This window comes from Micromonospora sp. CA-240977, from assembly GCF_050942285.1.
In the GTDB taxonomy this organism is placed as follows: Bacteria; Actinomycetota; Actinomycetes; order Mycobacteriales; family Micromonosporaceae; genus Micromonospora.
In genome coordinates, this window is sequence record NZ_CP192055.1 from 4,804,165 (window position 1) to 4,816,980 (window position 12,816).

General features: G+C 72.3%; 11 protein-coding genes. 7 read left to right on the plus strand and 4 right to left on the minus strand.

What is annotated here, in order from left to right; genetic code table 11:
• The first annotated feature begins 49 nt into the window (after positions 1-49).
• Both ACQPWW_RS21835 and ACQPWW_RS21840 read left to right on the plus strand, forming a co-directional pair.
• Positions 50-1,210 carry a sensor histidine kinase gene (locus ACQPWW_RS21835; protein WP_433125127.1) on the plus strand — a complete coding sequence of 387 codons (1,161 nt, stop codon included), beginning with the start codon at positions 50-52 and terminating at the stop codon, positions 1,208-1,210.
• A complete protein-coding gene (locus tag ACQPWW_RS21840) occupies positions 1,198-1,860 on the plus strand; it encodes a response regulator (RefSeq protein ID WP_433125128.1) in 663 nt (220 codons plus the stop codon). The genes ACQPWW_RS21835 and ACQPWW_RS21840 overlap by 13 nt, the downstream gene beginning before the upstream one ends.
• 105 nt (positions 1,861-1,965) lie before the next feature.
• Here the strand turns inward: ACQPWW_RS21840 and ACQPWW_RS21845 are convergent, their stop codons facing one another.
• The gene (locus ACQPWW_RS21845; RefSeq protein WP_433125129.1) at positions 1,966-3,465 is read right to left on the minus strand and encodes an endo-1,4-beta-xylanase; all 1,500 of its coding nucleotides are present in this window, start codon (positions 3,463-3,465) and stop codon (positions 1,966-1,968) included.
• Between the two features lie 599 nt (positions 3,466-4,064).
• Between ACQPWW_RS21845 and ACQPWW_RS21850 the strand changes: the two genes are divergently transcribed.
• Positions 4,065-7,922 (plus strand): Pls/PosA family non-ribosomal peptide synthetase, encoded by a 3,858-nt coding sequence (locus ACQPWW_RS21850; RefSeq protein WP_433134480.1) that lies wholly within the window; start codon positions 4,065-4,067, stop codon positions 7,920-7,922.
• Positions 7,919-9,256 (plus strand): M1 family metallopeptidase, encoded by a 1,338-nt coding sequence (locus ACQPWW_RS21855; protein ID WP_433125131.1) that lies wholly within the window; start codon positions 7,919-7,921, stop codon positions 9,254-9,256. The genes ACQPWW_RS21850 and ACQPWW_RS21855 overlap by 4 nt, the downstream gene beginning before the upstream one ends.
• A gap of 79 nt (positions 9,257-9,335) precedes the next feature.
• Here ACQPWW_RS21855 and ACQPWW_RS21860 read toward each other — a convergent pair whose 3' ends face one another.
• The gene (locus ACQPWW_RS21860) at positions 9,336-9,605 is read right to left on the minus strand and encodes a hypothetical protein (RefSeq protein ID WP_433125133.1); all 270 of its coding nucleotides are present in this window, start codon (positions 9,603-9,605) and stop codon (positions 9,336-9,338) included.
• Positions 9,606-9,751: 146 nt separating this feature from the next.
• Between ACQPWW_RS21860 and ACQPWW_RS21865 the strand changes: the two genes are divergently transcribed.
• Genes ACQPWW_RS21865 through ACQPWW_RS21875 form a run of 3 tightly spaced genes read left to right on the plus strand, consistent with a single transcriptional unit; the run spans position 9,752 to position 11,180 of the window.
• Positions 9,752-10,126, plus strand: a complete 375-nt coding sequence (locus ACQPWW_RS21865) for an ArsR/SmtB family transcription factor (RefSeq protein ID WP_433125135.1) — start codon at positions 9,752-9,754, stop codon at positions 10,124-10,126.
• Complete coding sequence (locus ACQPWW_RS21870) at positions 10,123-10,629, plus strand: SRPBCC family protein (protein ID WP_433125137.1); 507 nt, start codon at positions 10,123-10,125, stop codon at positions 10,627-10,629. Before ACQPWW_RS21865 ends, ACQPWW_RS21870 begins: the two co-directional genes overlap by 4 nt.
• Positions 10,617-11,180, plus strand: coding sequence for a dihydrofolate reductase family protein (locus ACQPWW_RS21875; protein WP_433125139.1), 564 nt, complete (start codon positions 10,617-10,619; stop codon positions 11,178-11,180). Before ACQPWW_RS21870 ends, ACQPWW_RS21875 begins: the two co-directional genes overlap by 13 nt.
• Before the next feature lie 79 nt (positions 11,181-11,259).
• Here ACQPWW_RS21875 and ACQPWW_RS21880 read toward each other — a convergent pair whose 3' ends face one another.
• On the minus strand, positions 11,260-12,501 hold the full coding sequence (locus tag ACQPWW_RS21880; RefSeq protein ID WP_433125141.1) for a cytochrome P450: 1,242 nt from the start codon (positions 12,499-12,501) through the stop codon (positions 11,260-11,262).
• A 70-nt stretch (positions 12,502-12,571) separates the two neighbouring features.
• Positions 12,572-12,694: a hypothetical protein gene (locus ACQPWW_RS21885; RefSeq protein ID WP_433125142.1), complete on the minus strand. Its 123-nt coding sequence runs from the start codon at positions 12,692-12,694 to the stop codon at positions 12,572-12,574.
• Positions 12,695-12,816 lie beyond the last annotated feature (122 nt).

The following is a 12,816-nucleotide window of genomic DNA, read 5'->3' on the forward strand; positions in this document are numbered from 1 at the left end:
CTACCAAAGAAGGTGGTCGGACCCGTTACGAGCCCAGTAGCCTGCGCTGGTGGATGCGGCGACGTGCGACGTGGACCCGCCGCGGACGTGGCGTCCCGTCCCGGCGGGCGTGGCGGTCGTGGCGATGGGCGTGCTGATCGCGACCGAGCTGTGGTCCGCCACCCGCTCCGGGTCGACGGCCCTGGTCCGCGCCGATGTCGCGCTGGCGGTGGCCGCCCTGGCCCTCGTTCCGGTGGTCGTCCGCCGCCCGGAGGTCGCTGGCGTGCTGGCGGGTCTGCTGGTGGCGCTCTCGCCGGTGGCCACCCCGGTGGCGAGCTTCGCGGTCCTGTTCACCGCCCGCCACCGGCCGTTCCGGCAGGCCGCGGTGGTGGCGGCGGTCGGCGTGGCGGGCGAGGCGGCGCAGGCGGCGTGGCGGCCGATGCCGAGCCTGCCGTTCGGATGGCGGCTGATACTGATGACGGCCGCGTACGCGGCCCTGCTGGGCTGGGGCACCTGGGCGCGGGCCCGGCACGCCCTGCTGGCGGCACTGCGGGACCGGGCGTGGCGGGCGGAGCAGGACCAGGAGCGCCGGATCGTCGAGGCCCGGGCCGCGGAGCGCACGCGGATCGCGCGGGAGATGCACGACGTGCTGGCCCACCGGCTGTCGCTGCTGGCGGCGGCCGCCGGCGCGATGGAGTACCGGCCGGACGCGCCACCCGAGCGGCTCAGCGCGGCGGCCGGGGTGATCCGGGCCAGCGCGCACCACGCCCTCGACGAGCTACGCGAGGTCATCACGCTGCTGCGCAGCGACGACTCCGAGTCGCCGGCGGACGCGCCACCCGGGCAGACCCTCGCCGACCTTCCGCGCCTGGTCGCGGAGGCCCGCGCGGCCGGGCAACACATCGAGGTCGACGACCCGCTCGGCCCGTCGGTCGAGGTCCCCGCGGCGGTCGGCCGCACCGCCTACCGGATCACGCAGGAGGCGCTGACCAACGCCCGCAAGCACGCCGCCGGGCAGCCGGTCCGCCTCGCGGTCGGCGGGGCGCCCGGCACCGGCCTGAGCATCGCGGTGAGCAACCCGACCATGCCCGACGGCGGTGGCGCCGGGCACGACGGCGCGGGCCTGATCGGTCTCGCCGAACGGGCCGCCCTCACCGGCGGTCGCGTCGCCCACCACATCGACGCCTCCGGTCGGTTCCACCTCACCGCGTGGCTGCCATGGCCGACGTGACGGGCCCGATCCGGGTCGTCATCGTCGACGACGACCCACTGGTACGGGGAATGCTGACGATGATGCTCGACGGCGCCGACGGGATCGTCGTCGTGGGCGAGGCCGCCGACGGCGGCGCGGCGATCACCGCTGTGGACCGGCACCTGCCCGACGTGGTGCTCATGGACATCCGGATGCCCGGCGTCAACGGCATCACCGCCACCGAACGCCTGCGCCGCCGCCCCCGGCCACCGGAGATCATCGTGCTCACCACGTTCGACACCGACGAGCACGTGGTGCGGGCACTACGGGCCGGCGCCAGCGGCTTCCTCCTCAAGGACACCCCGCCGGAGCGGATCAGCCAGGCCGTCCGCGCCGTCGCCGCCGGCAACCCGATGCTGTCGCCGGGCGTCACGCGCCGCCTCATGCAGCGGGTCGCCTCCGGCGCCGAGTCCTACGAACAGGCGCGTACCCGGCTGGCCCTGCTCACGCCCCGGGAACGGGACGTGGTGCTGGCCATCGCGCAGGGACGCTCCAACGCCGAGATCGCCATCGAGCTGCTGATGAGCGTCACCACGGTGAAGGCTCACGTCTCGCACATCCTGACCAAGCTGGATCTCGACAACCGCACCCAGATCGCCCTGCTCGCCCACGACGGCCGGCTGGGTTGAGCGGAAGGCCGGTCGGAGCAGGACGGCCGGCGGCCCTCGGTGCCGGGACCGACCACCACGTGGTCGGTCCCGGTCACTGACCTGAGGCCGCGGCTGGTGCGCCGATCAGGGGCTGGTGCAGGAGAGGTTGCTGGGTGCCGCGCTGCTGCTGCCGTTGACCAGGAAGCCGAAGGTGGTCGAGGCGTTCGCGCCGAGGGATCCGTTGTATTCGGCGTTGCGGACGCTGATCGTCCCGCTGGTCCCGGTGTTGATGCCGCTCCAGATGTTGGCGATGGTCTGTCCCCCGGCCAGCGTCAGTCGTACGGTCCAGCCGCTGAGCGTGGCGGAGCCGTTGTTCGACACGCTGACCTCACCCTGGAAGCCACCGCTCCAGTTGTTGACCATGCGGTACGTCGCGGTGCAGGCACCCGGCTCCCCGGTGCTGGGCGGCGGCGTGGTCGGTGGAGCGGTGGTCGGTGGAGCGGTGGTCGGCGGTGCGGTGGTCGGCGGTGCGGTGGTCGGCGGTGCGGTGGTCGGCGGAGCGGTGGTCGGCGGCGGGGTGCTCGTGCCCGGCACCGTGGTGGAGGCGGCGTTGAGAGCGTTGAGGACGGCGGTGTACGCGGCCTTCGGGTTGCTGTTGCGGTCGAACAGCAGCGGGCTCTCGTTGCCACGCCAGGAGTCGCTGTCCCGGATGCCCCACGTCGTGATCCCGACGCAGCGGGGGACGTTCATGCAGGCCTGAGTCAGGCCCTGGTACTGGCTGGTCGAGGCGTTTGTGACGTCGGCCTCGGTCAGCGCCACGTCGACCCCGAGGGCCGCGAAGCTGGACAGCGTCTGCTGGAAGTTGCCCGGCAGCGAGCTGCCACCGGTGAAGTGGGTCTGGAGACCGACGCAGTCGACCGGGACGCCCCGGGACTTGAAGTCCCTGATCATGTTGTAGACGCCCTGCGTCTTGGCGTACGTCCAGTTCTCGATGTTGTAGTCGTTGTAGCACAGCTTCACGTTCGGGTCGGCCGCGCGCGCGGTCCGGAACGCCACCTCGATCCAGTCGTTTCCGGTGGACTGCAGGTTCGACGACCGCCGGCTGCCGTTCTCCGCGAAGGCCTCGTTCACCACGTCCCAGTAGGCGAACTTGCCCTTGTAGTGCGCCATCACGCCGTTGATGTGGCTGATCATCGCGGACCGCAGGGCGCTGCCGCTGAGGCTCCCCCAGAACCTCGGCTGCTGGGCGTGCCAGGCCAGGGTGTGGCCCCGGAACCGCATGCCGTGCTGGGTGGCCCAGTTGTAGATCGCGTCACCGTTACGGAAGTCGAACTGGCCGGGGTTGGGCTCGGTCGCGTCGGGCTTCATCTCGTTGACGGCCGTCATCATGTCGAACTCGCGGTCCGCGATGGCCAGGAAGCCGGAGTCGTTGAGGCGGTCCGCCCCCATGGCAGCGCCGAAGTACCGGCCGCTGCGCTCGGCGGCGGCCTGCAGGGTGGTCCCGGGCGGACCGCTGAGATCGGCCTGGGCGAAGGTCGCCATGGCCAATGAGGACACGACGAGCGCCAGGGCGCAGGCCCCGCCCAGAAGCAGCCTGGTGGCACCCCTGGTGCGGTGTTTCGGTCGAGCGGGTACGTGGTTCATCTGCGTTTCTCCTCGGTGTTCCGTCTGATCCGATGCCGCACGAGGCACGGAACCGGCCGACCGCTGCACGGTCGGCGACCTGAGCGCCGCGCTCGCTGGACCAGCACGTGACAGGTGACGACGAGTCGTCGTCAACCCGGCCGCGCTCGGATCGGTGACCACCGGCCGCTGCCCGGCCCGCCCGGTGGATGGCGTGCACCGGCGTCGTACGCCCGTGCGGAGTGACCCAGCCCTGCCGCGATAATATATCGAATCAATTCGATCTGCGACGGGACTGGCGGATTCGCCGCACCAGCCGATTCCGACACGCGCTGACCCGTCGGCGCGGTCGCGACGGGCTGCGGCAGCGCCGTCGACCAGTGGGCACCTGCCGCAGCCGTTCGACCTTTGCCGAACGGGTCGCTGTGGTGGTGGACACGAAGCCGTTGCTTTTCCGTCACTTCCGGCCGGGTGCGACGTAGCGTTGAGCGCTGCCCAGGGCGGGTCCGCTTGCCGCGCGCCTGGTTGACGCCGATCCGCTGGACGAGAATGGTGAACGCCGGGTGCCCGTGACGAGTGAACCCCAGGTGGTCGCGCTACCGCCGACAGCCACCGCACCGATGATCCCCGCGGTGTTCCGGTCCTCTCCACCCTCGGCTCGCCGCACGCTCGTCGACATCTTCGACGAGTCCGTGCGCGCGCACGCCGACGCGGGTGCGCTCGACAGCGGTGCCACGGCGCTGACGTACCGGGATCTGGCCGATGAGGTCGAGGCCGTCCGGAGGTCGCTGTCCGGGCACGGCATCGGTGTCGGCGACCGCGTGGGCGTCCGGATCTCCTCCGGTACGGCCGAGCTGTACCTGGCGATCCTCGGCGTTCTCGCGGCGGGCGCGGCCTACGTGCCGGTCGACGCGGACGATCCCGAGGAACGCGCCGAGCTCGTCTTCGCCGAGGCGGGGGTCGTCGCGGTCCTCGGTGACGGGCTCGCGGTGTCACCGCGCCGTACCCCGGCGGGTCGGACCGGTCGGCCCGGCCCGGACGACGACGCCTGGATCATCTTCACCTCCGGCTCGACGGGCACCCCGAAGGGTGTCGCGGTCAGCCACGGCGCGGCGGCGGCCTTCGTGGACGCCGAGGCGCAGTTGTTCCTCGCCGACGAGGCCAGCGAGGCGATCGGCCCGCAGGACCGGGTCCTGGCCGGGCTGTCGGTGGCGTTCGACGCGTCCTGCGAGGAGATGTGGCTGGCGTGGCGGCACGGCGCCTGTCTGGTGCCGGCCGCGCGGTCGCTCGTCCGCAGCGGCGTCGACCTCGGTCCGTGGCTGGCCGAGCAGCGCATCTCGGTGGTGTCGACGGTCCCGACGCTCGCCGCGCTGTGGCCGGTCGAGGCGCTGGAGGAGGTCCGGTTGCTGATTTTCGGTGGCGAGGCCTGCCCACCGGAGCTCGCCCAGCGCCTGGCCGTCGAGGGCCGCGAGGTCTGGAACACCTACGGGCCGACCGAGGCGACGGTTGTCGCCTGCGCAGCGCGGATGACCGGCGAGGGGCCGGTACGCATCGGACTGCCGCTGGCCGGCTGGGAACTCACAGTGGTCGACGGCTCGGGCGCTCCGGTGGCGATGGGTGAGACCGGCGAGCTGGTCATCGGCGGGGTGGGACTCGCCCGCTACCTGGACCCGGCCAAGGACGCCGAGAAGTTCGCGCCGCTGCCCGCGCTCGGCTGGCAGCGGGCGTACCGCAGCGGTGACATCGTCCGGGCGGAGCCGGAAGGGCTCCTGTTCGTCGGCCGCGGTGACGAGCAGGTGAAGCTCGGCGGACGCCGGATCGAGCTGGGTGAGATCGACGCCGCGCTGCAGGCGCTGCCCGACGTGGCCGGTGCCGCCGCGGCGGTGCGGCGCACCGCGGCTGGCAACCAACTGCTCGTGGGGTACGTGGTTCCGCACGACGGGGTCACATTCGACGCCGCGACGGCGGCGCTGCGGATCCGTGAGCAGCTGCCGGCCGCGCTCGTGCCGCTGCTGGCCGTGGTGGACGCGCTGCCGACCCGGACCTCCGGCAAGGTGGATCGGGCCGCGCTGCCCTGGCCGCTGGCCACCCCGCAGGACACCGCTGCCGAGCTGACCGCGACGGAGGAATGGCTCGCGGGCGGCTGGGCGGAGATCCTGGGCGTACGCCCCACCGAGGCGGACGCGGACTTCTTCACCCACGGCGGCGGCAGCCTGAACGCGGCGCAACTGGTGGCCTGGATCCGCCGCCGGCACCCGCGTGTCTCGGTCGCCGACATCTACCTCCACCCGAGACTGTCGCGGCTCGCGGCCGTGCTCGACGCGCTCGACACCCCGGCGGCCACGCTCCGGGAGGTTCGGCCGACGCCGAGGCGCGCCGGGTTGATCCAGGCCGCGGTGATGGTGCCGATGCTGGCGCTGGTCGGTCTCCGCTGGCTGACCGTCCTGGCCGTCCTCGGCAACGTGCTCACCCTGTTCGCGCCGGCACCCTGGGCGCCGGTCGTGTCCTGGTGGTGGGTGGCGCTGGGCTGGCTTGTGCTGTTCAGCCCGCTGGGCCGGATCGCAGTGGCCGCCGCCGGAGCGCGACTGCTGCTGCGGGGGGTACGCCCCGGCAGCTACCCGCGCGGTGGCGGCGTGCACCTGCGGCTGTGGGCCGCCGAACGCCTCGCCGAGCTGAGCGGCGCCACAAGCGTCGCCGGAGCATCCTGGATGATCACTTACGCCAGGGCCCTCGGCGCGCAGATCGGCGCCGACGTCGATCTGCACTCGGCGCCGCCGGTGACCGGCCTGCTGAAGCTCGGCCGCGGCGCGGCCATCGAACCGGAGGTCGATCTGGCCGGCCACTGGGTCGACGGCGACGTGGTGCGCATCGGCCGGGTTCGGGTCGGCGCCGACGCCCGGGTCGGGTCCCGCAGCACCCTGATGCCGGGCGCCCGGATCGGCAAGGGCGCCCGCGTCGCCGCCGGCTCGACGGTGGCCGGCGCCGTACCGGCGAACCACCACTGGGCCGGCTCACCGGCCGTAGCCGCCGGCAAGGATCCGGACGGGTGGCCCCGGCAGCGTCCCCCTCGATCGCGGCTGGGGGCACGCCTCTGGCCGCTCGCGTACGGGATGACCGCCCAGTCGCTGGGGCTGGTTCCGGTGGTGGCCGCCCTGCCGGCGCTCGCCCTGCTCGGCTGGACGTTCACCGTCCGACCGACGGCCGGCGCCGTGCTGGCCGCCGTCGCGGTGGCGACCGTCGCCTACGTCGTGGCCTACGCGCTGCTGGTGCTCGGGGCCGTCCGGGCGCTCAGCATCGGCCTGCGTGCCGGGTACCACCCGGTGCAGGGGCGGGTGGCGTGGCAGGTCTGGACGACCGAACGGTTGATGGGGATGGCCCGGGTCGGGCTGTTCCCGCTCTACGCCAGCCTCTTCACACCTGTGTGGTTGCGGCTGCTGGGCGCCCGGGTGGGGCGCGGGGTGGAGGCCTCCACCGTGCTCGCGCTGCCGGCGATGACCACTGTCGCCGACGGGGCGTTCCTGGCCGACGACACAATGGTCGCGACGTACGAGCTGAGCCACGGGTGGTTGCGCGTCGCCCCGGCCCGCATCGGTAAGCAGGCGTTCCTCGGCAACTCGGGAATGGCGGCGCCGGGACGTTCGGTGCCCAAGCGTGGGCTTGTCGGTGTGTTGTCGTCGGCGCCGTTCAAGGCGAAGAAGGGCTCGTCGTGGCTCGGCGCGCCACCGATGCCGCTGCGCCGGACCGTGGAGGCGGCCGACACCAGCCGCACCTTCGACCCGCCGCTCCGGCTGAAGCTGGCCCGCGCCGCGATCGAGCTGTGTCGGATCGTTCCGGTGATGTGCGCCGGCGCCCTGGCGACCGGTGTGCTGGCCGTACTCTCGCTCGCCTGGCGGGCCGCCGGGTGGTGGGCGGCCGTGCTCGCCGCCGGGCCGGTGCTGCTGGGTGCGGCGATCGTCGCCGCCGCCGTCGCGACGGCCGCGAAGTGGCTGCTGGTCGGGCGGTTCCGGGTCGCCGAGCGGGCGCTGTGGACCTCCTTCGTGTGGCGCAACGAGCTCGCGGACACGTTCGTCGAGGTCCTCGCCGCGCCGTGGCTGGTCCGATTCGCGACCGGCACGCCACTGCTGACGGCGTGGCTGCGCACCCTCGGTGCGAAGATCGGCCGGGGCGTCTGGCTGGAGACCTACTGGCTGCCCGAGTACGACCTGGTGCGCCTCGGCGACGGCGCGACGGTGAACCGCGGTTGTGTGGTGCAGACCCACCTGTTCCATGATCGTGTGATGAGCATGGACGAGGTGACACTGGGCGCGGGAGCCGCGCTGGGCCCGCACGGCATCGTCCTGCCGGGCGCGAGCATCGGGGCGCGGACCACCGTCGGGCCCGGTTCGCTGGTGACCCGCGGCGACGCCGTGCCGTGCGACAGCCGGTGGTTGGGTAACCCGATCACCGCCTGGCCGGCCCCAGCGGCCCGGTCGGCATGAATCCGAAGTCGGCGTCGAGCGCCGCGACGCCCGGCGCCGGTCGCTCCGGCGACTCCTACCTGCCCGAGCACGGCAACGGCGGCTACCGGGTGCGGCACTACGACCTCGACCTCGACTACCGGGTCGTGTCGAACCGGCTCGCCGGCCGGGCGGACATCACCGCGGTGGCCGGGCAGTCGCTCTCGCGGTTCACCCTCGATCTCGGTCGGCTCCGCGTCCAGGACGTCCGGGTGGACGGGCGCCCGGCGAAGTACCTGCACCGGCCGGACAAGCTACAGATCAAACCCGAGCGGCCGATCGGCGCCGGGGACACGTTCCGGGTGGAGATCCGGTACGCGGGAAAGCCGGTGCCCATCTCCGGCCGGTGGGGCGAGCTCGGGTGGGAGGAACTCACCGACGGGGTGCTCGTGGCCAGCCAGCCGAACGGGTCGCCGTCGTGGTTTCCGTGCGATGACCAGCCGGGCGCGAAGGCCACGTTCCGGGTGGCGGTGACGACCTCCTCCCCGTACACCGTGCTGGTTACCGGTGATCCCGTGCGCCAGCGGCGGGGCGTGGGCGGCACGACCTGGGTGTACGAGCGGCGCGAGCCCACCTCGCCGTACCTGATGAGCGTCCAGATCGGCCGCTACGAGGTGGTGGACCTGGCCGTCGGCGCGGTCGTGCAGCGCGCGGCGATCCCGCCCGCGTTGCGCCGGAACGTCGCCCACGACTTCGGCCGGCACGGCCAGATCATGTCGGCGTTGCAGCGGCTCTTCGGGCCGTACCCCTTCCGGGAGTACGTCGTCGTGGTCGCCGACGACGACCTTGACGATCCGGTCGAAGCGCAGGGTATGGCCGTGTTCGGACGCAACCACGTCGACGGGCGGCGCACGCACGAGCGGCTCGTGGTGCACGAGCTGGCCCACCAGTGGTTCGGCAACAGCCTCACGGTGGCGGACTGGCGGCACATCTGGCTCAACGAGGGCTTCGCCACGTACGCCGAGTGGCTGTGGTCCGGCGTCTGCGGCGACCTGCCGACAGACGCCCTGGCCGCGCAGTGGTACGCGTGGGTCGCGGATCGCCCGCGGAACGTCGTCGTCGCCGATCCCGGCGTCGACCGGATGTTCGATCCGCTTGTCTACAAGCGCGGCGCGCTCACCGTGCACGCGCTGCGGAAGAGGGTCGGCGACGAGTCGTTCTTCGCGCTCCTGCGAGCCTGGGTCGCCGAGCACCCCCACGCGACGGTGACGACCGAGCAGTTCCGGCGGCACGCCCAGCGCTTCGCCCGCGAGCCCCTGGACGAGCTGTTCGCGGCCTGGCTCGACCGCCCGACGCTGCCCGCGCTGCCTCGCTGACCACGCCGGGGCGGTATCAACGCTCGCCCTCCGGGTCGATGGCCAAGGGGGTGCCTCCGGACGACGTGGTCAATCGGCCTTATGCCTCCGCAGCGGGTCGGCTGTGCACCACCAACTCGTCGATCTCCAACCGGCCGACGCGCAGCTCCCGTACGACCGCCCGGCGGATCGCCAGCCGCCCGATGACCAGCGCCCCGACGGCCACGGCCCCGACGGCCAGCGCCCCCACGGCAAGGGCACCGAGCGAGGCCGCCCCGGCAGCCCGCGCGCCGGTAGCCGCCGCGCCCGTCGCCACCGCGCCGTTGGCGCGCGCCCCGGTCAACCGTGTCAGGCGTACCTCTCGCTTCATTCCCCCATTGTCCGCGCGACGCCGGCCGCCCGTTGCCCACCGAGCCCCGATGTCATCCCCCTTCCACAGCCCGATGGCCCGTCCGTTGACACCATCACCCGCGCTCCAATACGCTTAACCGACTGGTTAAGTGAAGGGAGCTTCCGATGGCGGACACCGATCAGCTCAGCGCGGTGTTCTCGGCGCTCGCCGACCCGACCCGGCGCGCGATCATCGCCGAGCTGGCCGCGCGCGACGCCACGGTCACCGAACTCACCGCACCTCTCTCCATCTCGATGCCGGCGGTGTCACGACACCTGAAAGTGCTCGAACGCGCCGCGCTCATCTCCCGGTCACGGTCGGGCAAGTGGCGCGCGAGCCACCTCGAAGCTGCCCCGCTGCGCGAGGCGGCCGACTGGATCGAGCGCTACCGACGGTTCTGGGACACCTCCCTCACCCGCCTCGATGCCCACCTCGCCGCCGTGCAGGCCGCCGAACGGGCCACGGACCAGGCGGCCGACGACACCAGGGAGCCCGAATGACCACCACAACTCCGCAGCTCGTCATCTCCCGCGTGTTCGACGCGCCGCGGGAGCTCGTCTACCGAGCCTTCACCGACCCCGACCACCTGGCGGCGTGGTGGGGCCCGACCGGCAACTCCCTGCCCCGCGACGAGATCGAGTTCGACATCCGCCCCGGCGGTTATCAACGGTGGACGGAGGTCAACCCCGACAACCCCGGCCTTCGCGTGCACATCCACGTCGACCTTCTCGACATCGCCGACGGCGAACTGCTCGAAGGCGTCATGCGCGTCAGTGGCCGGCTTCAGGAGAGCATCGAGCCGTTCGAGACCAGGTTGCGGGTCGAGTTCCACGACGAAGCCGACGGGCGGACACGACTGGAGATCCGCCAGTGGCTGCCCGAGCACCTGACCCAGCCCAGCGAGGAGGGTTGGCGCCAGGCGTTCACCAAGCTGGACGCCACGGTGGCCAGTCTCCAGGACCGGGCAGCTGATCACCGGAAGGTAGGAGCATGGCAAAGCTGATCTACATAAACAACATGTCGCTCGACGGCTACGTCGAGGACGAGCGCGGCGCCTTCGACTGGTTCCCGCCCGACGACGAGGTGTTCGCGTTCACCACCGATCTCCTGCGATCCGTCGGCACGTTCCTCTACGGACGGCGCCTGTACGAGTCGATGGCGGTCTGGGAGACCAACACCGCTCTGGCCGCGCAGTCCGAGCTCACAGGTGAGTTTGCCAGCGTCTGGAAGGCGGCGAGCAAAGTCGTCTATTCCACGACCCTCGCCGCGGTGTCAACCGCCGACACCCGACTCGAACGCCAATTCGACAGCGCCGCCGTGCGCCGGCTGAAGGCGACGGCCAGCAGCGATCTCACAGTGGGAGGTGCCAACCTCGCGGCACAGGCCTTCGAGGCGGGCCTGGTCGACGAGTGCCAGCTGTTGATCCTGCCCATCGTCGTCGGCGGAGGTAAGCCAGGGCTGCCCACCGGCATGCGCGTCGACCTTGAGCTGATCGATGAGCGCCGGTTCCGAAACGGCGTCACACACCTTCGCTACCGCCCCCTCGAACGGTGAACGACAGCCCGGCCCGACCGAACACAGCGGTCGGGCCGGGTGTTCGGCCTGGCCCCGTCGGCCGGTGGTGGTCGGCGCCTCACCGGCGACGGAACTCCACCGGCAGGGTGGCCAGCCCGCCCACCACGGGAGACGCGATCCGGCGGGGCGTGCCGGTTACGATGATCTCGGCGTCGAGCGTTGCCAACTCCTCGAGCAGCGTGCTGATGATCAGTCGAGCCAGACCCGCGCCGAGACAGTAGTGCACGCCTCCCCCGAACGCGGTCATGTAGCGGCTCGGCGGCCGGTGCAGCAGGAACTCGTCGGCCCGCTCGAAGACGGACTCGTCGCGGTTCATCGACGCGATCCAGACCGCGAGGGGGTCGCCGGCCCGGATCGGCACGCCGTCGAGGACCGTGTCCTCCTTCGCCACCCGCAGCATGTGCGTCACCGGCGCGGTCCACCGCAGGATCTCCTCTGTCGCGTTGCGCAGCGGGACCCTCCCGTCCCGCAAGGCCTGCCACTGGTCCGGGTTCTCGAGCATGGTGAGCAGACCGACGCTCGCCGAGTGGCGGGTGGTCTCGCTCGCCGCGCCGAGGATGTTGTCGCAGGAGACGACGATCTCCGCGTCGGTGATCTCGACGCCGTCGGCCTGCGCGCCGATGAGCGCCGACACCACGTCGCCGCCGGGATTCTGCCGGCGCCGTGCCATCACCCGGGAGTAGTGCCGGAGGATGTCGAAGTGCGCCTTCTGCGCCACCGCGCCGTCGATGTCGTTCGTGTTGTCCGCGGCCGACGCGATCGCCCGCGCCAGCCGATCCACCTCGTCGTCCTCGATGGCGAGCAGGTCGCCGGCGACCGCCAGCGGAATCTGCGCCGCGACGTCGGAGACGAAGTCGCACTCCCCCGCCGCCACCGCGGCGGCGAGCAGCTCACGCACCGTCCTCCTGGTGCGGTCGGCCAGTCCCGCGATGGCGCGGCTGGAGAACAGCGCGGCGATCGGTCGGCGCAGCCGGTCGTGCAGCGGCGGGTCGGACATGCCGAGCATCCGACCCGCGCCCGGGTACGGCGTGTCCATGCTGGGCCGCACGATGACGCCCTTTGTCGAGGTGAACCGTCGCCAGTCGGTGAGGACCTGCAGGCCCGGCTCGTACGTGGTGACCGCCCAGTAGCCGCTCTGTTCCTCGCTCTGGTGCCACGACACCGGGCACTCCCGACGCAGGACCGCCCACACCGCGTAGGGGTCGCCGCGCTCGTAGAGGGCGGGGTCGGTGAGCGAGGGTAGGTCGGCGAGCATCTCTGCTGCCCCCGTCGCGGGGATCGGCCGCCCGGATACGGTCACGACAGTGCTCCTTTCGTCACGTGCTCGTCGTCGCCGGCCGTCGTCGTGCGTCCGGCCGACCGGCGTGTGCTCAGTTCAGGCACGTGGGGGCGACCTCGTCGGACGGGCGGTTCGTCAACTGGAATCCGCGCGGGGCGCCGGCGATCGCGGCCTCGGTTGCGGCGGACGGGATGCGGGCCGGTGCAGTGCTCATCGAGTCGGTGGCTCCATTACTTCGGGTCGCGACTCTCGCCGTCCGCAGTGCGACTGATCCTGACCGACCCCGGTATCGTCGACTTATCTCCGGGTTATCGTCGGCGCCGGGCGGACCGCGTC